Here is a 22,752-nt window from a genome sequence, read left to right as displayed (position 1 = left end):
GGAGGAAACATGCATCAGGTTTTAAGTCAAAAAGCAGAAACTGGCGTCAAGGGACTGGATGATGTTCTTTCCGGTGGCTTTACGCGCAGGCATGTCTTTTTACTTGAGGGCTCTCCAGGGACGGGCAAAACAACGATTGCTTTGCAGTTCCTTATTGAAGGAGAAATACGCGGCGAGCGCTGCCTTTACATCAGCCTGTCGGAAACGGACGAAGAATTGCGCGATTGCGCCAGATCGCATGGCATGGAGATTGGTAGCGGGATCGAGATATTTGAACTCGTCCCCCCGGAAAGCCTTCTCGACGCCGAACAACAGCAAAGCCTGCTCTATTCCTCAGATCTCGAGTTGGGTGAAACGACAAAACTGATTTTCCAAGCCTTTGAGCGGATCAAACCTCAACGCGTCGTAATTGATAGTCTCTCTGAAATTCGCCTTCTAGCGCAGAGTTCGTTGCGATACCGCAGACAAATCCTCGCATTGAAACACTTCTTCGCTCGCTCCGATGCAACGGTGCTGCTGCTTGATGACATGACGTCGGAAAATTTTGACAAGACGGTCCATAGCGTAGTCCACGGTGTCATTCATCTCGAACAGCTTGCTCCCGATTACGGCTCCGAGCGGCGTCGGTTGAGAGTGATCAAGTATCGCGGTCAGTCGTTTCGCGGCGGCTATCATGATTTCACTATCAAGACTGGCGGCGTTGCGGTTTTTCCGCGCCTGCGCGCGATTGAGCACAGAACCGAATTCGAACGAACGACCCTCTCGAGCGGTCTTTCCGAATTCGACGGCCTGCTCGGTGGGGGCGTGGAGCGTGGATCAAGCACTCTCCTCATCGGCCCTGCTGGAACCGGAAAGAGCTTGTTTGCTCTGCAGTTCGTCAACGCCGCAGTCGAGCGTGGGGAAAAGGCTGCGGTCTTCATTTTCGATGAGGAACTTGGTCTCCTTTACGCACGCACCAGATCAATGGGTATCGACTTGGAGAAGCTGCAGGCAGATGGGCACATCCACATCGAGCAACTCGATGCCGCCGAACTATCACCGGGGGAATTTGCACAGCGTGTGCGCGACCGGGTATCAACTTTCGATGCCAAGACAGTGGTGATCGACAGCATCAATGGCTACCAGGCTTCTATGCCGGAAGAGAATGCTCTCATCTTGCACATGCACGAACTGCTACAGTACCTCAACAGGCAGGGAGCCAATACATTCCTGACGGTCGCCCAGCATGGCCTCGTCGGGGACATGAAATCGCCCGTCGATGTCACTTATCTGGCAGATAGCGTCATCCTTCTGAGATATTTCGAGGCGCTCGGAAAAGTGCGTCGCGCCGTATCAGTGATCAAGAAGCGCACAGGCCCTCACGAAGACACGATCCGTGAGTTCAGAATATCCGGCAACGGACTGACCCTCGGAGAACCACTCTCCGACTTCCAGGGCATCCTTCGCGGCGTTCCGAACTTTGTCGGCGATCAACACCCGCTTCTTCCTCTCAACGGGGAGGGTAGCAAGAATTCCTAACGGCGACACACGCGCACTTGTCTATGCTCCGATCGGCCGCGATGCGCAAATTGCAGCGTCACTCCTGAAGGAAGCTGGTGTATCTTCCACCACCGTGGCTGATATTGCGTCGTTTGTCGCAGGCCTGGGGACAACATCGCCTTCGCTGTGGTGACCGAGGAGGCGTTTCGTTCAGCGGACCTGAAAGGGATTTTTGCTTGGATCGCAGCGCAGCCCAGTTGGTCTGACTTGCCATTCATTATCCTGACAAACCGCGGCGGAGGACCTGAACGCAACCCGACTGCGGCGAGGCTCTCTGAGGTTCTGGGAAATGTGAGCTTTGTCGAGCGACCTTTTCATGCGACGACTTTCATAAGCGTTGCCAGGTCGGCCATGCGCGGTCGCCGGCGGCAGTTCGATGCCCGGGCCAGAATGGAAGCACTCGATGAAGGCGAGCGTCGCCTCCAGACGGCCCTTGCCGCCGGCCGACTTGGCGCGTGGGAGCTCGATCTTGCAACCAATGAACTGACCACTTCGGCAACATGTCGATTAATTTTTGGCCGCGGTCCCGACGAAGAGTTTTCCTATGCGGACCTCTTAGCATCGGTCCATCCTGATGACTTCGAGCGCATGCAGTTGGCTGTTCGTGCAACGATCGAAACGGGCGCCGACTACGCGATAGAATACCGAACGGTCTGGAATGACGGGTCTACCCACTGGGTGGAGATCCGTGCCCAGCTCTACAGGGACCGCACTGGCAAGGCCATCAAGCTTGTTGGCGTATCGGCCGACATAACCTCACGTCTGAAAGCGGAAGAGCATCAACGGCAGTTGAATGAGGTTCTGGAAGAGCGCGTCGCGGAGCGAACGCGTGAACTGGAAGAAGCATATGCTACTGTCATGGAAGAGGTAAGCCAACGAGAACGAGCTGAGCAACAGTTGCGCCAGTCCCAGAAGATGGAAGCGATCGGCCAACTCACCGGCGGCGTGGCGCACGATTTCAACAACCTCCTGATGGCCGTCCTCGGTAATCTTGAGTTGCTGCGAAAGTGCGTTGGCAATGACGCAAGGGCAATCCGCCTCATCGAGGGTGCCCAACAGGGCGCAAAACGTGGCGCTTCCCTCACCCAGCGGCTTCTCGCTTTCTCGCGCAGGCAGGACCTACGCATTGACCCGGTCGATATGCGAGCGCTAGTCACCGGAATGGAAGACCTTCTGAAAAGATCCGTCGGCTCGACCGTGGTGATCAAAACTGACGTGCCAGATCACCTTCCTCTGGTCTCGGCCGACGCCAACCAGGTCGAGCTCGCGCTCCTCAATCTCGTTGTCAATGCCCGTGATGCCATGCCTGACGGAGGCGAGATCGTTATCGGGCTGCACGATATCCATCAGAACGTCCAGGCCGGTGAGCTTGCGGCAGGCAATTACGTCGTCCTCTCGGTCGTCGACCAGGGCCACGGAATGGATCGTGACACGCTGCTAAAGGCTATCGAGCCGTTTTTTTCGACCAAGGAACTTGGAAAAGGCACCGGTCTTGGTCTTTCCATGATCCATGGCCTGGCGTCCCAGTTGAAAGGCGACCTCAAGCTGACAAGCGAACTGGGTAAGGGCACAAGGGTGGAACTGTGGATCCCAATCTCGACATCCGAAATCACAAATGACTCCGCAGCGATTGAGGTCTCGGCTGGCGCGACCTCGAGCGCCTCAGGACCGAAACGAATACTGCTGGTGGATGACGACCCTCTCATAGCGATGAGCTCAGCCGATATGCTGATGGACCTCGGTCACGATGTCGTTGAAGCGCATTCGGGGAAAGAGGCACTGGAACATCTGGGAGACGGAAGCGGCTTTGACATCCTGATCACCGACTATTCAATGCCCGGCATGACCGGCGGAGATCTGGCAATTGCAGTGCGCCATATTGTCCCAAAGCTTCCGATACTCATCGCCTCGGGCTATGCAGAACTGCCGCCTGGAGTTGATCTTGACGTTGCACGGCTCGGCAAGCCTTATACGCAGGATCAGCTGGAGCGGGAGCTTCATAAGCTGTTTAACGATCCGACGTAAACGCCGCCGTCTGGTCTCTTACCCCAGACTATTCTTATTCCGAAATGAAATACCCGGTCTCGAATATAATCGGGATATCCGTTTCGCGCGCGCGGAGGCTGGCAAAATATTGCCGCTTGCGTCCTCCCCATTTGATAACTTATGTTGGCAATGTTCTCAGGGCGGGGTGCAATTCCCCACCGGCGGTATCGGGATTTTCCCGGAGCCCGCGAGCGCTTCCGGTCTCCAAAGCCGGAAGGTCAGCAGATCCGGTGAGAGGCCGGAGCCGACGGTATAGTCCGGATGGAAGAGGACAAGGCAAAAGACGCCCGCATGCAGCGGGCTTCGCATTGCATTGTTCGCCCAAGGGATATTTGGCGCTTCTTGAAGCGCGAAAATGCCGCAAAACGGCATAACCCTTGAAAGGCTTGAAAGAAAATGACCATTGCTAAAATTGAAGACGCAATCGAAGCCATATCCCGTGGCGAGATGGTGATTGTCGTTGACGACGAAGACCGCGAAAACGAAGGCGATATCATCGCCGCATCCGACAGCATAACCCCGCAGCAGATCGCATTCATGATGAACCATGCGCGCGGGCTGATCTGCGTCGCCATGCCGGGAGAGCGCCTCGACGCGCTCGACATTCCGCTGATGGTGTCGCGCAATACTGAATCCCTCAAGACAGCCTTCACCGTCTCCGTGGACTATATTCCCGGCACTACGACAGGCATTTCCGCTGCCGACCGGGCAAAGACCGTGCGTGCGCTGGTGTCGGAAGGCTCGCGTCCCGAAGACTTTGCCCGCCCCGGCCATATCTTCCCGCTACGCGCCAACCCTGAAGGCGTGCTCGGCCGCACCGGCCACACGGAAGCCGCCGTCGATCTATGCCGCCTGGCCGGCAAGTACCCCTGCGGCACCATCTGCGAAGTCGCCAATGACGACGGCACCATGGCCCGCCTGCCCCAGCTGGAAATCTTCGCCGAACGCCACGGTCTGATCGTCGTGACGATCAAGGACCTCGTTGCCTATCTGAAGGGCGAGGTTGTCGAGGAAGTGGCGCAGAAGCAGGTTGCCTAGTCTTCACGCGCCTGTGCGGTGAATAAAAAACGCCCGGCAAAAGCCGGGCGTAAAATCAACAGACCACCTTACCTCTTGCACGTGGTCATCAATTCGGGCGGCGCTGCCGGGCAAACCCTACCAGCAGCAGAACCCGCCATCTACCAAAAGGTCCACGCCCGTCACGAAGCTCGCCGCATCTGACAGCAGGAAGATCGCCGGGCCGACCATTTCATCGACGCCCGCCATGCGCTGCATCGGGGTCTGCTCTTCGAACAGTTTCGTCTGGTGCACCATTTCCGGCCGCGTGTTCATCGGCGTCGCGGTGTAACCCGGCGAGATGGTGTTGACGCGGATGCCGCGCCCCACCCATTCCATCGCCATGGATTTGGACATGTGGATGACGCCAGCCTTCGATGCATTGTAGTGGCACTGCATCAGGCCGCGATTGACGATGACGCCGGACATGGAGGCAATGTTGACGATTGCGCCGCGACCGTTCTTCAGCATGGCATTGGCTTGCGCCTGGCAGGAGAGGAACACACCCTTCAGGTTGATGTCCATCATCGTCTGGAACTGGCTTTCCTCCATTTCCTCGGCGGGATTGGCGTTCGCGATGCCGGCGGCATTGACGGCAAGCGAGAGAGCACCGAGTTCGGCCTGCGTGCGTGCTACCGCTTCGCTCAGCGCCTGCTTGCTGGTGACATCGGCGGCGATCTGGATCGACTTGCGACCAGCCCTGGCAATGAAATCGGCCGTCTGCGCCAGGCCGTCATCGGTGCGGCGGTCAAGCAGCGCGACATCGGCACCGGACTGGGCAAGCCCCATGGCGATCCGCTGGCCGATGCCGGAACCGGCACCGGTGACGAACGCCACCTGGCCGGAAAGATCGAAGAGTTTCGGCGCGTTGAGCGTGATGGTGGACATTCTCTATTTCCTTCTTCAGATGGTTGCCAGTTCCATGACCGAGACGTCGTTGGCCTCGTCGCGATTGAGGATTCCGGCCTGTTTTCCCTGCGCAAGAACGAGGATACGGTTTGAAACGCCCAGCACCTCTTCCAGATCGGAACTGACGACGATGACGGCAACGCCGCTTTTGGCCAGACCGACGATAATATCGTAAATGCCAGCCCGCGCGCCGACATCGATGCCGCGCGTCGGCTCGTCCAGCACAACCACGCGCGGGTTACGTGCAAGCCATTTGGCGATGACGACCTTCTGCTGGTTGCCGCCGGAGAGATCCGAGGCAGGCTGTTCGCTGCGGCCCTTCACGCCGAATTTTGCAATTGCCTCCTTCGTAAAAGCACGCTTGATGCTAGGCGTTATCCAGCCGGTGCCGACACGGTCGAGATTGGCGTAGATCAGGTTTTCACCGATCTCATGCTCAACAACCAGCCCCTGAAGCTTGCGGTCTTCCGGCACCATGACGATGCCCTTCGCAATCGCATCCGCCGGGCTTTTCAGCGTCAGTACCTGTCCATCGAGCAAAACCTCGCCCGCACTGGTCGGATCGGCACCGGAAATGGCACGCACCAGTTCGGTACGCCCCGCGCCGATCAGTCCGGCAATTCCAAGAATTTCGCCTGCACGCACGCCGAAACTGATGTCGCGGAAAGAATTGCCCGTGCCAGTCAGCCCCTTGACCTCTAGCACCGTTTTTTCCTGCGGTTCGGGCAGCGCCGGGAACAGGCGTTCCAGCGACCGGCCGACCATGCTTTCGACGATGGTGCGCACCGGTGTCGCGCTGTCTTCAAATTCATGCACCCGCTCACCGTCGCGCAGCACGACGATGCGGTCGGTGATCTGCCTGATCTCTTCCATGCGGTGGGAAATATAGATGATGCCTACGCCCTCTGCGCGCAGCTTGCGAACCTGCTCGAACAGGGCCTGGGTTTCTGCACCGCCAAGGGCCGCCGTCGGCTCGTCGAGGATCAGGAGCTTGGCATCGAGCGCCAGCGCCTTGGCGATTTCGATCAGTTGCTGGTTCGCGGTCGAAAGGCCCGCCACCTTGCGGGTTGCGGGAATATGCAGATTGAGACGCGCCAGCTGCTGCTGCGCCCTTCGCACCATTTCGGCGCGGTCGACGATTCCGTTCTTCATCGGCCAGCGGCCGATGAAGACGTTTTCGGCGATGGAAAGCTCCGGCAGAAGCTTCAGCTCCTGATGGATGAGTACAATGCCCTTGTCTATCGCCTCACGCGGCGAAGCGGGCGTATAGGGCTGGCCAAGCCAGGTCATCTTTCCTTCGGACGGCTCGCGGGAACCGGCGATGATGCCAGACAGGGTGGACTTGCCCGCCCCGTTTTCACCCAGCAACGCCACGACTTCACCCGGATAGACGTCGAGATCGACGCTTTTCAGAACCTCGAGCGGGCCATAACGTTTGCTGATGCCACGGAGCGAAAGAACCGGCTCGCGCATGACGGGACCTCCTGGGAAACACGCGTGGCAGCGATGCGCCACGGCTTTGCGTCCGAATTGCCTGAAAACGAACAGATGACGCCCCCGCGCATCCGGCTGGAGTGCGCGGGGGCGGATGCATCAGGGGTGATTGGCAATGAAACCGTCGACGTTTTCCTTCGTCGTCAGCGTCGCCTCGGAGAGTTGCACGGCCGGAACCTTCTCGCCGCCGACGATCTTGACGGCCATTTCCACAGCCGTGCGGCCCATCTTCTGGGTCTGCTGCGTCGCTGTCACGTCAAAGACGCCGTTCTTCAGCGCCTCAAGCGCTGCCGTGTCGCCATCGAAGCCGCCAACGACGATCTTCTGCGAGGGGTTGGCGACCTTGATCGCCTGTGCCGCGCCGAGCGCCAGACCGTCTGCCTGGGCAAAGACGATGGAAACGTCCGGATTGGCCTGCAGCATGTTCTGCATGATCTGGAAGCCTTCATCCTGGCTCCACATGTTGGACCACTGTTCGGCAACGATCTTCACGCCGGAATTGGCCTTGACCGATTCCATGCAGCCCTTGGTGCGGTCGACTTCCGGTGTCGTGCCCTTCTGGCCATGAATGATGACCATCTTGCCCGAGCCGCCTGCCTGCTTGATGATGTAGTCGCAGACCGACTTGGCGGAAGCGACGGAATCGGTGGCGAGGAAGGTATCGCCCGGTGCGCCGTCGGCATTGCGGTCGATGTTGATGACGGGCACACCGGCCGCCTTGGCAAGCTTGACCGGAACGGTCGCCGCAGCGGCACCAGCGGGAATATAGATCAGCGCGTCGATGTTCTGCGTCAGGAGATCCTGGATCTGGTTGACCTGCGTCGGACCGTCGCCCTTGGCATCGACGGTGACAACGGTGATGCCGCGCGTCTTGGCTTCGGCTTCGACGGCCTGCTTGATCTGGTTGAAGAAGTTCGCCTGAAGATTGGCAACGGCAAGGCCGATCTTCTTGACTTCGGCGGCGTTGGCCGAACCGAGCGACAGGGCCAGAAGGGCGGCGGATGTCAGCAGAATGCGTGAAAATTTCATGATTATTCCTCCATTTGTTGATTTTTGACCTTCGGGCAGATCAAACCTCCTCCCCTTCGGCCGCTTTTCACGCCTCCCATACCGGGAGGATCGTCTATTGCGCGGACGGCTCATCGCCCTCCGCAGGCAAATTCAGCTTCTGCGCCGGCGCAATGTTTCAGCGCCCACGGCCAGCACGATAACCACACCGATGATGACCTGTTGCAGAAAGGGAGAAACATTGAGCAGGTTGAGGCCGTTGCGCAGCACACCGATGATGAGCACGCCGATCAGCGTTCCGCCGATGCCGCCGGCACCGCCCGAAAGCGAGGTCCCGCCGATGACGACAGCCGCAATCGTATCCAGCTCGTAGCCAAAACCGCTGGAGGGCTGCACCGAGTCGAGACGGGCTGCAAGAACGATACCCGCAAGACCGGCAAGAACCGCACAGGCAACATAGACGCAGATCGTCACCAGGGCGACGTTGATGCCGGCAAGTCGCGCCACTTCCGGGTTGCCGCCAACGGCATAGACGGTGCGGCCTTCGGAGCGGAAGCGCAGGAAAAGAAACGATACCAGAACAACGACCAGCATCAGCAGCACGGTCGCCGTCAGCACGCCGAAATGGCGGTCGATGGCCAGCATCATGAACCAGTCAGGGAAACCGACGATCTGCTGACCGTCCGTGATCATATTGGCAAGGCCGCGCGCCACCGACATCATGGCAAGCGTCGCGATGAAGGCCGGAACCCGAAAGGCGGTGACGAGAACGCCGACGACAAGGCCGCAGGCTGCGGATGCGATGAGCGCCAGCATGATGGCCATGCCCATGGGCATGCCCGCGACATTGGCTGTCCAGCCCATGATCATCATCGAAAGCGCCAGCACCGAACCGACGGACAGATCGATGCCGCCGAGCAGAATGACAAAGGTCATGCCAACGGCCATGATGCCGAGCACGGTGATCTGGTCGAGGATGTTGAGACCGTTTCGAAGCGACAGAAAATTTTCGCTGGTGAAGGTCAGGAAGACACACAGCAGCAGCAGGCCCAAAAGAGGTCCGGTCGCACCGCTTAGCCAGGCAAGCGGGCTTCTGGTGTGCGTAACCCCCTCATCGCGTTCAAGCACGGACATGGCTCCTCCAAGTGGCTATCTTGCATTTTTTAAACCGATTAGAATAATTATTCATGCTCGGTGAAACATGCATAAGCCAGTTGAGAGAAACTTGTCAATAGGCTTGGAGGGCGGGATGGGCCTTGCGGGTGATGGGATGGCTTCACACCTGCGCCTCTCATCCCGTTCCAGTGCGCATCGCGGGAATCCAGCTCAAGCGCGCCTGCGTGGCAAGGAGAGCCCTTTCCGCCAAAGGACTTAGGTTGAGCAGGTTCCTTTTACGGACCGAGGAATGAGGCGGGGAGGCGCGCTTCATCATTGGTGAAAATGAAGCGGCAGAAATAATCGGCACGGATTGAAACAGGACAATTCACAATTCCGGCTTGACAGAAACGCCACGTCTGCAATTATATAAACAGCTGTATAAATATTCACACGCATGTTTTGAAGAGGATCCCATGCAGCCCACAGAGCTAGAGCGCATTGCGCGCCAGATTCGCCTTCGCGACGTCCAGGCTGTTTTCGAAGCGGGTGCCGGCCATATCGGCGGAGAAATGTCGGCGATCGACATCATGACCGCCCTTTATTTCCGCGTATTGCGCATCTGGCCGGAAGAACCGAAGAACCCTGCCCGCGACCGTTTCGTGCTGTCGAAAGGCCACACCGCCTGCGCGCTTTATGTGACGCTCGCCAAACGTGGCTTTATCCCGGAAGAGGAAATCTCGACCTTCCTGCAACCCAATTCCCGCCTCAATGGCCACCCCAACTGCAACAAGGTGCCGGGGGTCGAGACCAATACCGGCCCGCTTGGCCACGGGCTTCCAGTTGCCGTCGGAATGGCCAAGGCGGCCAAGCTTTCGGGAGCGGATTACCATACCTATGTCATGACCGGTGATGGCGAGATGCAGGAGGGCTCCAACTGGGAAGCCATCATGTCCGCCGCGCAGTTCGAGCTTAACAATCTGACGCTTATCATCGATCATAACCGTTTCCAGCAGGGTGCTGCGATCTCGGAAACCAACGACGTCGCGCCGCTTCGCCCGAAGCTTGAAGCATTCGGCTGGGAGGTGAGCGAAATCAACGGCAACGCGATGGAAGAGATCGTCCCGGCGCTCGAACATCGAGGCAAGCGCCCGCATTGCATCGTTGCGCACACCAACAAGGGTCACGGCATTTCGTTCATGCAGGACCGCGTCGACTGGCATCACAAGGTTCCAAGCAAGGAACAATACGAAATTGCCGTCAAAGAACTTTCGGAGGCATTGTAATGAACGCGCCCGTAACCGCCGCCAAACTCTATGATTGCCGCGACGCCTTCGCCGAAACGCTGGAAGCGCTGGCTGCTGCAAACGACAGGGTCGTGGCCGTTTGCAACGATTCGGTCGGCTCCTCGAAGCTCGGCGGCTTCAAGTCAAAATTCCCCGAGCGCCTCGTCAATGTCGGCATTGCCGAACAGAACATGGTGGGCGTCGGCGCCGGCCTTGCCAATGGCGGCCAGCTTCCCTTCGTCTGCGGCGCATCCTGTTTTCTGACCGGTCGCGCGCTGGAACAGATCAAGGCAGACCTCGCCTATTCCAACGCCAATGTGAAGCTCATCGGCATCTCCTCGGGCATGGCCTATGGCGAACTGGGTCCGACACATCACTCGATCGAGGATTTCGCCTGGACCCGCGTTCTGCCGAACCTGCCGGTCATTGCCCCCTGCGACCGCATCGAAACGGCCGCCGCCGTCAAATGGGCTGCGGACTATGCCGGGCCCTGCTTCCTTCGCCTGTCGCGCGTCGGCGTGCCGGACCTTCTGCCTGATGGCCACGTCTTTGAACTCGGCCGCGCCAACCTGCTGCGCGAAGGTTCCGACATAACGCTGATCGCCAATGGCACGCTGACACACCGCATCGTCAAGGCCGCCGATATTCTGGCCGGTCGTGGCATCAAGGCGCGTGTGCTTAACATGGCAACCGTGCGCCCGATTGACGAGGCGGCCGTCATTGCCGCAGCGAAGGAAACCGGCGCAATCCTGACGGCTGAGGAACATTCGATCTTCGGCGGTCTCGGCTCTGCCATCGCCGAAGTTGTTGTCGATCACGCCCCCGTGCCGATGAAGCGCCTCGGCGTTCCGGGCGTCTTTGCCCATACCGGCTCGGCAGAATGGCTGCTCGATGAGTTTGGCATGGCACCCGCGGCCATCGCGGAGGCTGCAGCAGCGCTGCTCAAGAGAAAGTAAATCTCCTCCCAGGGTCGTCGCGTGTCTTCGGATGCGCGGCGACACCCTTTGCAATATCGTCGTTTAATCACCGCAAGGCTGAAACGAAAAAACTGCCGACGAAAGAACTCAAGTGATGCGCGCCATTCTGTCCATCGATCAGGGCACCACCAATTCAAAGGCCATTCTCGTTTCTGAAACAGGAGAATTGCTGGCGCGCGGTTCATCGCCGGTCGGCATCACATATCCGCAGCCCGGCTGGGTCGAGCAGGATCCGAACCGTATCTGGGCCTCGGTGCGCGAAGCGATTTCCGCCTGCCTGTCTTCGGCACCCTCTGCCGTCAACATTGAAGCCATCGCCATTTCCAACCAGCGCGAATCGGTGACGATCTGGGACGGCGAAACAGGCGAGCCGCTTGGCCCGGTCTTGAGCTGGCAATGCCGCCGCACCGCGCAGGAATGCACCGATCTCATCAGCAAGGGCCATTCCGAACGTGTCATGGCGCTGACCGGCCTGCCTATTGACCCGATGTTTCCCGGCGCCAAGATGCGCTGGCTGTTGGAGCGTGCGCCGAAGGGCCGCAGCCTTCGCCTCGGCACCATCGATAGTTGGCTGATCCACTGCCTGACCGGCGGCAGAGTGCATGCCTGCGATGCCTCCAACGCGGCCCGAAGCCAGGTGCTCGATCTCAACCGGCAGGTGTGGAGCGAAGAGCTTTGTGACCTTTTTGGCATCGACATCAACGCCCTGCCCGACCCGCGCGACAGCAGCGGCAACTTCGGCGTGACATCAGGTGTTCCCGGCATCAAGGACGGCACGCCTATTCTGGCTGCCGTCGGCGACAGCCACGCCGCCCTCTTCGGCCACGGCGCCTTCAACCCCGGTGACGGCAAGGTGACGTTCGGCACCGGCTCATCGGTGATGACGACGCTGCCGCATTTCATCGCGCCAGAGCGCGGCATCACCACGACTGTTGCCTGGAGGATTCACGGCAAGCCGACTTTCGCCTTCGAGGGCAATATTCTTGTGTCTGCCGCCTCCCTGCCGTGGATGACGGACATTCTCGGCCTGCCAGATGTCGCATCTCTTGTGGAGCTTGCCGCGACCGCTGAACCAGATGGTCCCGGTTTCGTCCCGGCCTTTGTCGGCCTTGGCGCGCCCTATTGGGATTCCAATTGCCGTGCGCTATTTTCGCAGATCAATTTCAGCACAAGTCGCGCGCAGATGGCCCGCGCCGTTACCGATTCCATCGCCTTTCAGGTTTATGACGTCTTCTCGACCATGCGCGCGCAGTCGCCCTCCGGCTTCGGACAGCTTTTCGTGGATGGCGGGCCGAGCCAGAACCGTTTCCTCATGCAATGCGTCGCCGACATGCTGGACCACCCCGTCATCCAGCGTGACGCGCCGGAAGCCTCCGCACTTGGCGCGGCCTATCTTGCCGGCCTCGCCCTCGGTCTGTGGAGCGATCTCGACGCCATCGCCGCGCTCAACAGTCACGGCAACGCCATCGCGCCTTCGTCCAGTGACGGCAGGCAACGGCTTGCCGTCTGGCGCGACGCGATTGCGCGCTCGACGTTACCTGTGACGTCGGGTAAGGGTGAATAAAAATTCACCCTGGAGGGCTTATGGGCAGGATCAACGAACTTCGGATGATATCCCGCGTGGCGCAGATGTATTTCAGCGAGCACAGGCGGCAGGCGGAGATTGCCGAACATCTCAATCTTTCGCAGGCCACCGTTTCGCGCATGCTGAAGCGTGCCGAAACGGAAGGTATCGTGCGCACCAGCATCATTCCGCCGCCCGGTACCTATAGCGATCTTGAAGCACAGCTTCGCGAACGCTTCGACCTGCCGGAAGCCATTGTCGTCGATTGCAGCGAGGATCGCGACGGCGCGATCATGGCCCGCATCGGCGAGGCAGCCGCGCATTTTCTCGAGGTGACGCTGTCGCAAAACGAGATCATCGGCGTTTCCAGCTGGAGCCAGACGATCTTCAAGATGGTGGAAAACATCCATCCGCTGAAGGGCGCCAAAGCGCGTTACATCGTCCAGACGCTAGGCGGCATGGGCGATCCTTCCGTGCAGACGCACGCGACCCAGATCACCACCCGGCTAGCGCGGCTGACGGAGGCCGAACCGAAATTGCTGCCGGTCCCCGGCGTCGCCACCTCTCGCGAGGCCAAGCTTTTGATGCTGGCCGATCCCTTCGTGCGCGAAACAATTGATCTTTTCGGTTCAATCACGCTCGCCATCGTCGGTGTCGGCGCCGTCGAGCCATCGGAGCTTCTTGCCCGTTCCGGCAATATCTTTTCCGCCAAGGAGCTTGCCGATCTCGCACAGGCGGGCGCCGTGGGCGATATTTCGCTCAGGTTCTTCGACAAGGACGGCAAGCCCGTCAAGACACCGCTCGATGACCGGGTCATAGGCCTTCCGCTGGAGAACCTTGCCAATGTCGACCGCGTCATTGCACTCGCCGGCGGCTCGAAAAAGACCGAGGCGATCGCCGGCGCGCTCAGAACCGGCGTGATCGATGTTCTCGTCACCGACAAATTCACCGCCGAACGACTGGTCGGCACATAAACACAGCCGTTATCCCATAAGGAGGAGACATGAGGCGCTTTGAAGGTCAATCCGTATTCGTGACTGGAGGCAACAAGGGCATCGGTTACGGCATCGCCCGCCGTTTTGCCGAGGAAGGCGCGAAAGTCGCCATCGCCTCTGTCGACAAGGACACCAATGACGCCGCCAAAAAGCTGGCGGACGAAACCGGCTCAGTCACCCATGGCGTGATCCTCGATGTGCGGGATGCGGCGGCGGTGCGCGAGGCCTATGGCGCAGCCGAAGAGGCAATCGGTCCGCTTTCCATCTCCGTCCAGAACGCCGGCGTCATCACCATCTCCAAGATCGAGGAGCTGACGCAGGAACAGTGGGATTTCAACCTCGATGTCAACACCAAGGGCGCGTTCCTGTGCTGCCAGGAGGCGATCCGCCGCTTCCGCGCAAGTGGCACCAAGGGCCGCCTGGTTAACACCGCCTCTGGCCAGGCCCGCCAGGGATTTATCTATACCCCCCACTACGCCGCTTCAAAATTCGGCGTCGTCGGCCTCACGCAAAGTCTGGCCAAGGAACTGGCGCCCGAAGGCATCACCGTCAACGCCATTTGCCCCGGCATCATCCACACCGAAATGTGGGATTATAACGACCGAGTCTGGGGCCAGATGCTCGGTGACTACAAGCCCGGCGAACTCATGGCCGAATGGGTGCGCAACATTCCAATGCGCCGCGCAGGAACACCAGCCGAAGTGGCAGCCTTGGTGGCGTTTCTCGCCTCCGAGGATGCGGCCTACATCACCGGCCAGACAATTAATGTCGATGGCGGGCTGATCATGTCGTAGCACTCAACCAATCGATGACGGCATCTGCGTTCTTCTCTGGCGGATGGACCGGGTAAAAGACATGCTTGATAACGCCCGTTTCGATAATCATCGTGAGCCTCTTTAGCAATGTCAGGCCTCCAGCCTGGAACGTTGGAAGGCGAAGGGCTGACACCAGAAGGAGTGAATGATCGGAAAGCAGAGGAAACGGCAGGTGAAGCCGCTCTGCTGCCTCTCGCTGATACTCCGTGGTCTGCGTAGAAAGGCCAAACAGACGCTTTGCTCCCAATGCCTTCAGTTCAGCGAAATGATCACGGAAGGCACAGGACTGTGGTGTACATCCCCTCGCGCCGGGTATTGCGTCCCATCCGTCAATAGCCTTGCCTCCGGGCGGGCTTGTCCGGGGGTAAGCATAGACCACGGTTAACCCAGGCCCACGCAGATCGACGGTCGTGCCATCCGTCGCAACCAAACCAATGCCAGGCAACTCCATCCCGGGTAAATGCCTGGCTGCTCCGTCGTCATGGGGGGTCAGTAATCTCTCATCCCCGCCGGGTTCAATCATTCCCACCTCGTTGCTCTTCCTGTCTGTCGACGTTGCGAAGTTAGCCGATTTTCATACTACCGCAATGTCTTGTGCGCAGGTGCAAAGCTGCCGTAGCGATTCGCGCCTTCAGCCTTGATGGAATACGAACGCCACACCTTCATTCGATTTGACAAAGTCACTGATTGCCAAGTCTCTGGCCGATAGAGATGGCGGCAACCGATAAAACGGAAACTAATTTTCCCGCTGAACCTTGCCTGCGTCGATACCGAATTCGCACTCTCGCAATGCCTGAACGCCTTGATGAGTTTCGCACTTACGACCAATATGTTATAAATTCGGCGAAGTGGTTGGTTAGAAAGAATCTCCCGCCCAATCTTCATGGCCGTGCCGTATGCGGATGACGAATACGCTCCCGTCTTCAATGATGCGGTACACGACAGGGTGAGCCTTGAGAGGATGGATCCTGACAGGAGGAGAAATCTCATGTCGTTCGCGTGCCATTCTTGGGTTGGTGGCGATGAGTTCGAGCAAGGCAAAAAGCTCATCGTGATATTGTCTGGCGACTAGTGCTCCGAAGATGCGGATGCCTTCTTCTGCAATGGAAATAATATCCTCTTCCGCTTGGACAGATAGGCTAAATGGCATTAAGCGCGTCCGCGGCTGATGTCAGCTCGAGAAGTGGCTAAAGCAAACAACTCTTCCGTTGAACGGCTCCCAACTCCGCTTCTGATCCCGTCGTCGACAAATCGCTGCATCTCGGCAATCTTGTCCGTACGCGCTTGGTCTCTGCGGATCAGGTCCCGGACATAATCGCTCGCATTCGAGTATCGACCAGTCTTGGCCTGTGCTTCAACCAAATCTTTCATGGGGTCTGGCAGGGATACATTCATCGTCGCCATTCGAGTCTCCTTAATGCGTCAACATACTCGCTGATGGCAAAGTTTGCCAAACTAATGATGAGGTCGCAATTACAGCTCTTGAAGGGATGTGAACCGGCGTGTCCCTGGAAATTCAAGAACTAAGCCGCTGAAAGCACAGGCCTGAGGCGTAATATAGCTTGTGGAGCTAATTGATCGCAACGATCGCCTCATCAGCTCTTCACCCGGGTCGATAGACCCAAGGGCCTTTCCTTGCAAATGTCTATTTAAAACCGAGCAACCAACATCCGCGCAGACGCAGCAACTCTTATTGCCAAATGAGAATATTCTTTGTCGAAACGCATAACAGGCGGCTTCGAGCACGTTTTGCCCTTATAGACCGTTACTTCCGAAGCCGCATTCCCTTGATCCGTCGAGTACACTTCCGAGAGGTCGTAAGGTATGCTGCGCTTCCCAGCACTAGAGCATAGCGCTGACCGAGGCGGCCTATCCGGAAGCCGTGAAAGCGTTTTACAGTGATCTCGCTCCAGCTGTTCTGAAAGAATATCCCGCTTCGAGTTACCACACCCCGTCAGACGCGTTCTCCATAACCATCAAATACTACTTTTTCGCGTGCTCCGCAAATCAACTCAGAAATCTTGCAAAAGAGCACACTGATGTCTGGAGCTATGAATTCGCTGACCGACCGGCACCCTCCTACAGAGCACCCACGAGCTTCGACCTTAAAGCAGCCCACACCTTCGAGCTTCCATATATCTTCCCCGGCTTCCATGGCGGTTCACAAGGGGCCGTGACCCAACTTAACCCGATGCAGCAAAAGCTTGCCGTGCAGATGCAGGCCTACTGGACGAGTGTCACCACCGCGCAGCAGTGGGAGGACTGGCCGAGCGTAAGAGATCAGGCGCGCGCAATAAAGCAGTTGAACCTCACTGGCTCCAGGAATGTTCGGCTGATGACTGTGCCCGTAACCACCGTTGCGAATTCTGGAATGGCCAAGGCGTCTACTGACTTGGATCGGCACCTGAAATGAAAGAATTTTCTTGATGAAGGGACCAACTTTGAACCTGTATACCGGCGTAAAGCTTCTTGCGCGACGGTCGGGTGTCCCTCAGGCCGGGCGGGAGGAGATCAAATGCGGGAAAGGTGCTTAATGGCGGCCATTCGCGGCTGCTCATCTCCCCGCACTATCTGACGACAGAGGAAGACAGGCGGGTGGCGCCGGAAGCTAGTTTGGCCGGCAGCGCCGATCCACGACGCGAGGGAGTGGTTGCAGGGGAGTGAGACGCTCCGCCTGCGAAAAGAGGGCGGCCTTGGGAGACTGAGGAATAACGCTGGCGGCGAGACTGTGCCACCACCCAACGGATGCTAACGCCATCGTTCTGCGCTTCCATCTGTCAGACAGTCGCTCATTCCTCCCGGAAAGCCCTCATGATCTGGTCGGTTAACGGCTTGCTGAGGTAGGAGATCACGGTTCGCTCTTCGGTCTCGATATAGACCTCAACCGGCATTCCCGGCTGCAGCTTGGCGGCTAATGTCCCGAGTGCATCGGGTGAGAAGGAAAGCGTCGTTTTATAGAATGGCAACCCGGTCGCCTTGTCTACCGAGGTAGCGGCAGAGACGATATCCACCTTGCCCTTTACCTCAGGCGTTGTCTGCTGGTTGAAGGCAATGAAGCGCATACGCGCCGGCTGGTGAACATTAATTCGGTCGATATCGGTCGGAGCAATTTTAACATCGACGCGCAGATCTCCCGCTTTCGGGACAAGCGACATGATGGCTGCTCCGGAGCCGATGACACCACCAACGGTATGGGCCTGAAGATCATAGATATAACCGGATTCCGGCGCACGCACGGTAGTGCGGTCGAGCCGGTGGGATACCGCGATGGCCCGCTGGTTGAGTTCAGCAATCTGGGTGTCAATTCGGACAATTTCTTTCTGGGCTTCGGAACGGCTGCTTTGGTCTATAGACGTCAACTTGATATCCAGTTCACTGATCTGACCTCTGGCTTCTGCAATTTTGGCGGTCACATCGCCTATCGTTCCCTGAAGACGAACCATTTGCCGTTTCAGGTCGCGCAGATCGGCTATGCGGACCAGCCCCTTTTCCACCAGTTGCTGTTGTAGTGAAACCTCGTCTCGAACCAGATCCTCTTCTGAAATGCTGGCTTTGCGCTGCTGCTCCAGACCATCCACCTGGTTTTGAAGCTGATTGGCCTGCAACCGTAATTGCTGCTTTTGATTTTCACGCAACTGCTGATTTTCCCGGAAAAGTTTTAGCTCTTCCCGCCCCAGCTGCGCCATGACCGGCATGTCAAAAATCAGCTCCGCCGCGTTATCCCTTTCGGCAACAAGCCGCGCCCGCATGGCCGAAAGCTGGCCAATCTGGCTTTGTATGATATCGAGCTCCACGCGAGCCTGCGTGTCATCCAACCTCAGGACCACATCGCCCTTGCGAACGAGATCGCCGGATTTCACCGGAATTTCCACCACGGTGCCGCCATCAACATGCTGAACCTGTTTGATTTCGCCGGAAATGGCGACCTCGCCCTGAGAGATAACAGCTCCGGCAAGTTTCGCCTGTGCCGCCCAACCGCCGATGCCTCCCACCAGGCAGGTCGCTAAGAGCGCGGTGGTGATCACGCGCAAACGAATGCCGTTTCCTGCAACATTGATGTTCTTTGGTTCTGCCCTGTTTGAACCTGTCATGACACTTCCTCCACCCCAACGCTTTACTAAACGGTGATTGAACCATTATCGGCATGGGCAACCGTCACGGTTAGGATGAAGTCGCCCGAATTCAATTCTTGCTGGCTTATGACGACAAGCTCGTATTTGTCGTCCGCATCCAGATCGGAATAAATCTGCACCACCTGACGATTCTCACCGTCATCGGTGAGTTCCTTGTAGAGCTTGATGAGTGTGCGATGGTCGCGGCCGTTTAGATCGGCCATGCCAAGATCGTCGGATCCGAAATACAGCGCACCGAGATCCGCACTCAGCTTTGAAAAATCGATCTTGTCACCGATTTCGAAATCGCGGATTTCATCGCGTCCGCTACCACCGTTACGAAGGCTGGAGGTTGTCGCAAAAACGAAAATATCGTTGCCCTGCCCACCGATCATCACATTGACCGTATCGCTGGCCGTTATGCGGTCGTTACCCGAACCGCCGATCGCGTTTTCCACACGGACAAGCCGGTCAGTCCCAATCTCGGCGCCATGGGCAATGCCGGCCTGCAAATCGATATCGACCCCTGCCTGGGTGGCACTTGCATCATATGTATCGCAGCCGCTGCCGCCATCGAACACGTCGTTTCCATCAGGCAGCGGCACCGTCACCAGACAGGAAGCGTCATTTTCAAGTTCCTGGTCCAGCACGGCGAGCACACCGGCGATAAAGACATCATCGCCCTCACCACCAAGAACAACATCGTTCCCTTCACCGCCAATCAGCCGATCGTTGCCATCTCCGCCGTCGAGAACATCATCTCCGGTATCTCCAGAAATTACATCGTTTCCGGCCTCACCAAACAGGCGATCATTACCGGCACCGCCCGAGATGACATCATGACCAGTGCCGCCATAGGCAATGTCGTTGCCTTCTTCGCCATAGATGAAGTCGTTGCCTTCATCACCGAACAGAACGTCGTCACCGCGTCCGCCCAATATCCGGTCATGTCCCTTGCCACCATAAATGACATCGTTTCCATCACCACCAATCAAGATATCATTGCCGGCACCGCCATCGATGAGGTCATGGCCCTCTCGCCCATAGACCACATCGTCGCCATCCAGCGCCTTGATGATGTCGTCCTTCGGCGTGCCGAGCAGCGTGTCATCGCCTTCCGTGCCGACGATCTCCTTTGGTGGATGGGGCCGCAGATCAAGCCAGGCTCGTCCCGTCACGCTGCTTTGCCCATCGCTCAAGGTGTATGTGAAGGAAACGATACCGTTCATGTCGCGGGATGGCGTAAACAGCCAGACATCTGCGCCATGAGCGCTGAGAGTTCCCGAGGAAGAATTTATGTTGGAGATCGAAAGCCTGTCGCCGTCCGGGTCCAATCCGGCGCGCGCCAGATCTGCCCAGGCCAACAAAATCGACAGGTTGACGAGACCGCTTCCGAGATAAATCACACCTGTCGCGACGGGAGCTCGGTTTTCGGAATTGCTATTGCCGGAGCCATTACCCGCCCCTCCTTGGCCGGAGCCGCTATTCCCCGCTCCGGCCTGCGCTGAAGCATTTCCGGGATTAGTGATGGAAATTGGCGTCGAATGATTACCCGGCAAAGCAAAGCGAATGCCAAGGGGAGCATTTGCACCAGCGTACGGGTAAAACTTGAACATGTTGTTATCAAGATCAAGCGCCGCCACGCGGGAAAGAACAAACTCCGCCCCGTAACTGATCCTGCCGAAATCTACAGATAGGCCATTGTATCGCACATATCGCCGCACACCGTCGGTTTCGTCCAGATAGCTCTGCAAATACTCTGTCCAGAAAGATGCAAGCTGTTGGGCAAGCGCTACCGGATCCGAGCTCGGCGAAGGAGTGCTGGCGTCCAGCATCCCCGGGCGCCCGGCACCGTCCCCCGCCGAATCGTTCGGAGATGGCGCATATACATCTTGAACACGGCCGAGATAGGCGGCGAGACCGATACCAATTGTCGAATTCAACATATGGGAACGCAGAGTGCGTTCCTGACGGTCCGGGCTTTCAAATCGGCGCCCCGGTGCGTGCTGCTCAAGAGCGGCTTCCCGGTTCAGAGCAGAAAGTTCGTCCTGGCCGTCCTTGATGTCGATCGCCATGATATGCCTCCATCACTCGGCCGCGTATTGCCGTTCGGCAACAACAGCCCGCTGCGGTGTGATCTGGGTGTTTGCCGATGTCTTTATGAGTTCTTCCTTCGGACCAAAAGAAACCAGCTTGCCACCCTGTACGACGCCAACCATATCCACCGGCTGCAAGGCGCTTGGACGGTGTGCGACCATGATGACGATACCCTTGCGCTCCCGAACCTTGACGATTGCACGCGCCAGGGCTTCTTCCCCCTCGGCATCAAGATTGGAATTCGGCTCGTCCAGAACGACGATAAAGGGGTCGCCGTAGAGCGCGCGTGCCAGTGCGATGCGCTGACGTTGTCCGGCGGAAAGAGCCTGCCCGCTGGGGCCTATCTGCGTCTGATAACCGCCCGGCATACGCACGACCATATCATGGACGCCGGCAGCCCGGGCTGCGTGAAATATCTTGCGGGAGTCCACGTCCGGGTCGAAGCGGGAAATGTTTTCCGCGATCGATCCATCCATCAGCGATACTTCCTGCGGAAGATAACCGATATTGGAGGTGAAGAACTCCGTGGGCCATTGCTTGAGATCTGCGCCATCAATGCGGACAGCACCGCGAAGAACCGGCCAGATGCCGAGAATGGAGCGAACCAGCGTCGTCTTTCCGCCGCCACTTGGACCGATCAGAGCAAGCGCCTGACCGGCCTTGAGGTTCAGGCTGATATCGCTCAAGAGGACTGTGCCGGAAAGTGGCGCAACCGTTGTAATGTTTTCAAGCGACAGTTCCTGGGAAGGTGCCGGAAGATCGAAACGCGTGTCCGGGTTGTCCAGGGCAGCCAATGTATCCTTGATGCGACCCCAGCTTCTGCGCGCAGCCACCACGCCTTTCCACTGGGCGATTGCCTGATCGACAGGTGCAAGTGCGCGGCCCGTGACGATGGATGAAGCAATAATCGAACCTGCCGACATTTCTCCCTTGATCGTCAGATAGGCCCCGACGCCGAGAATGGCTGATTGCAACATCATGCGCAGCACCTTCGAAATGCCCGAAAAAGTGCCTGATATATCGGAGGTGGCGGTCTGCGTATCGAGATGACGGCGATTGGCGCGCTCGAAGAGCTTTAGCGCACGGTCCGTCATGCCCATGGAATAGAGGACATCGCCGTTGCGAATGTGGTTGTCCGCAACGACATTGCGGTTGACAGCAGCGCGGGTCATTTCCTTGGCATGGCGCCGGGAAAGCAGTTCAGCGGCCAGTGTCACGCAGGCGAGGAAGACCGCGCCGCCAACCGTCAGCATTCCAAGAACCGGATGAAGCAGCCAGACGAAAACGAGATAGATCGGTATCCATGGCAGGTCGAACAGCGCGACTGGCCCGGCGCCGGAGAGAAAGGTGCGCACCGTATCGACATCCCTGCCGCGCTCGTTTGCTTCAGCTGGTGAATAGCCGAAGCGCGGCATGTCGATGACGACCTTGTGTACCAGCGGTGAAATCTTCTGGTCAATATTGGCCGAGAAGCGCACCAAAATTTGCGAGCGCAAAATATCAAACATGCCCTGAAACAGATAAAGGCCGATGGCGATGGCAGACAGCCAAAGGAGCGTCGCGACACTTCCGCTGGTCAGTGCACGGTCGTAAATCTGCAGCATGTAGATGGCGCCAGTGAGCGCCAGAATATTGATGACGCCGGAAAGTCCGAAGACAAACCATAAAAGGCTGCCGATGCCACTGATCTTGTAGTTTGATTGCTTACTCATAACACGTCCCCTGATCACTGCACTGTGCGATGTTCAGCCGCCCGTCG

At 58.1% G+C, this 22,752-nt stretch carries 18 protein-coding genes, 1 pseudogene and 1 riboswitch; of the genes and pseudogenes, 9 read left to right on the top strand and 10 right to left on the bottom strand.

Annotated elements, in window-relative coordinates; translation table 11 throughout:
* The first annotated feature begins 9 nt into the window (after positions 1-9).
* From ACZ5A6_RS26355 to ribB, 3 genes and pseudogenes are all read left to right on the top strand, one after another.
* Positions 10-1,518: an ATPase domain-containing protein gene (locus tag ACZ5A6_RS26355; RefSeq protein ID WP_111801289.1), complete on the top strand. Its 1,509-nt coding sequence runs from the start codon at positions 10-12 to the stop codon at positions 1,516-1,518.
* Positions 1,460-3,564 (top strand): annotated as a pseudogene (locus ACZ5A6_RS26350) (ATP-binding protein). The gene ACZ5A6_RS26355 and the pseudogene ACZ5A6_RS26350 overlap by 59 nt, the downstream one beginning before the upstream one ends.
* 148 nt (positions 3,565-3,712) lie before the next feature.
* Positions 3,713-3,862: riboswitch (FMN riboswitch) on the top strand.
* A 119-nt stretch (positions 3,863-3,981) separates the two neighbouring features.
* Entirely contained in the window at positions 3,982-4,623 is a 642-nt protein-coding gene (gene ribB / locus ACZ5A6_RS26345) for a 3,4-dihydroxy-2-butanone-4-phosphate synthase (protein ID WP_464111493.1), read from the top strand.
* A 117-nt stretch (positions 4,624-4,740) separates the two neighbouring features.
* Here the strand turns inward: ribB and ACZ5A6_RS26340 are convergent, their stop codons facing one another.
* From ACZ5A6_RS26340 to ACZ5A6_RS26325, 4 genes are all read right to left on the bottom strand, one after another.
* Positions 4,741-5,529: an SDR family oxidoreductase gene (locus ACZ5A6_RS26340; protein WP_003517081.1), complete on the bottom strand. Its 789-nt coding sequence runs from the start codon at positions 5,527-5,529 to the stop codon at positions 4,741-4,743.
* A 15-nt stretch (positions 5,530-5,544) separates the two neighbouring features.
* Positions 5,545-7,023 (bottom strand): sugar ABC transporter ATP-binding protein, encoded by a 1,479-nt coding sequence (locus tag ACZ5A6_RS26335; protein ID WP_019565851.1) that lies wholly within the window; start codon positions 7,021-7,023, stop codon positions 5,545-5,547.
* A gap of 120 nt (positions 7,024-7,143) precedes the next feature.
* Positions 7,144-8,073, bottom strand: a complete 930-nt coding sequence (locus tag ACZ5A6_RS26330; RefSeq protein WP_003517083.1) for a sugar ABC transporter substrate-binding protein — start codon at positions 8,071-8,073, stop codon at positions 7,144-7,146.
* A 132-nt stretch (positions 8,074-8,205) separates the two neighbouring features.
* Positions 8,206-9,186 (bottom strand): ABC transporter permease, encoded by a 981-nt coding sequence (locus ACZ5A6_RS26325; protein ID WP_464111492.1) that lies wholly within the window; start codon positions 9,184-9,186, stop codon positions 8,206-8,208.
* 437 nt (positions 9,187-9,623) lie between these two features.
* On the opposite strand from ACZ5A6_RS26325, the gene ACZ5A6_RS26320 reads away from it, so the two are divergent.
* The 5 genes from ACZ5A6_RS26320 to ACZ5A6_RS26300 all read left to right on the top strand — a co-directional run bounded on the left by ACZ5A6_RS26320 (position 9,624) and on the right by ACZ5A6_RS26300 (position 14,763).
* The gene (locus ACZ5A6_RS26320) at positions 9,624-10,433 is read left to right on the top strand and encodes a transketolase (protein ID WP_076844245.1); all 810 of its coding nucleotides are present in this window, start codon (positions 9,624-9,626) and stop codon (positions 10,431-10,433) included.
* The gene (locus tag ACZ5A6_RS26315; RefSeq protein ID WP_013637522.1) at positions 10,433-11,389 is read left to right on the top strand and encodes a transketolase family protein; all 957 of its coding nucleotides are present in this window, start codon (positions 10,433-10,435) and stop codon (positions 11,387-11,389) included. The genes ACZ5A6_RS26320 and ACZ5A6_RS26315 overlap by 1 nt, the downstream gene beginning before the upstream one ends.
* 115 nt (positions 11,390-11,504) lie before the next feature.
* Positions 11,505-12,974: an FGGY family carbohydrate kinase gene (locus tag ACZ5A6_RS26310; RefSeq protein ID WP_464111491.1), complete on the top strand. Its 1,470-nt coding sequence runs from the start codon at positions 11,505-11,507 to the stop codon at positions 12,972-12,974.
* A 20-nt stretch (positions 12,975-12,994) separates the two neighbouring features.
* The gene (locus tag ACZ5A6_RS26305) at positions 12,995-13,948 is read left to right on the top strand and encodes a sugar-binding transcriptional regulator (protein WP_003517093.1); all 954 of its coding nucleotides are present in this window, start codon (positions 12,995-12,997) and stop codon (positions 13,946-13,948) included.
* Between the two features lie 29 nt (positions 13,949-13,977).
* On the top strand, positions 13,978-14,763 hold the full coding sequence (locus ACZ5A6_RS26300; protein WP_003517095.1) for an SDR family oxidoreductase: 786 nt from the start codon (positions 13,978-13,980) through the stop codon (positions 14,761-14,763).
* Here ACZ5A6_RS26300 and ACZ5A6_RS26295 read toward each other — a convergent pair.
* From ACZ5A6_RS26295 to ACZ5A6_RS26285, 3 genes are all read right to left on the bottom strand, one after another.
* Positions 14,753-15,307: a peroxiredoxin gene (locus ACZ5A6_RS26295; protein WP_173994762.1), complete on the bottom strand. Its 555-nt coding sequence runs from the start codon at positions 15,305-15,307 to the stop codon at positions 14,753-14,755. The two genes, ACZ5A6_RS26300 and ACZ5A6_RS26295, sit on opposite strands and share 11 nt — an antisense overlap.
* 333 nt (positions 15,308-15,640) lie before the next feature.
* Positions 15,641-15,934 carry a type II toxin-antitoxin system RelE/ParE family toxin gene (locus ACZ5A6_RS26290; protein WP_113292066.1) on the bottom strand — a complete coding sequence of 98 codons (294 nt, stop codon included), beginning with the start codon at positions 15,932-15,934 and terminating at the stop codon, positions 15,641-15,643.
* Positions 15,934-16,188 (bottom strand): type II toxin-antitoxin system ParD family antitoxin, encoded by a 255-nt coding sequence (locus tag ACZ5A6_RS26285; protein WP_464111490.1) that lies wholly within the window; start codon positions 16,186-16,188, stop codon positions 15,934-15,936. Before ACZ5A6_RS26285 ends, ACZ5A6_RS26290 begins: the two co-directional genes overlap by 1 nt.
* Positions 16,189-16,666: 478 nt before the next feature.
* On the opposite strand from ACZ5A6_RS26285, the gene ACZ5A6_RS26280 reads away from it, so the two are divergent.
* Entirely contained in the window at positions 16,667-17,197 is a 531-nt protein-coding gene (locus ACZ5A6_RS26280) for a carboxylesterase family protein (protein WP_464111489.1), read from the top strand.
* Between the two features lie 376 nt (positions 17,198-17,573).
* Here the strand turns inward: ACZ5A6_RS26280 and ACZ5A6_RS26275 are convergent, their stop codons facing one another.
* From ACZ5A6_RS26275 to ACZ5A6_RS26265, 3 genes are read right to left on the bottom strand one after another with little or no spacing between them, the layout of a single operon-like run.
* Entirely contained in the window at positions 17,574-18,875 is a 1,302-nt protein-coding gene (locus tag ACZ5A6_RS26275) for an HlyD family type I secretion periplasmic adaptor subunit (protein WP_464111488.1), read from the bottom strand.
* 26 nt (positions 18,876-18,901) lie between these two features.
* Complete coding sequence (locus ACZ5A6_RS26270) at positions 18,902-20,971, bottom strand: calcium-binding protein (RefSeq protein ID WP_464111487.1); 2,070 nt, start codon at positions 20,969-20,971, stop codon at positions 18,902-18,904.
* A gap of 12 nt (positions 20,972-20,983) precedes the next feature.
* Positions 20,984-22,705, bottom strand: coding sequence for a type I secretion system permease/ATPase (locus ACZ5A6_RS26265; RefSeq protein ID WP_464111486.1), 1,722 nt, complete (start codon positions 22,703-22,705; stop codon positions 20,984-20,986).
* Positions 22,706-22,752: the final 47 nt, after the last annotated feature.

Source organism: Agrobacterium sp. 6Ca8, from assembly GCF_055382765.1.
Note: the sequence above shows the minus strand (reverse complement) of the source record. Positions and strands in the feature narration are given on the sequence as shown.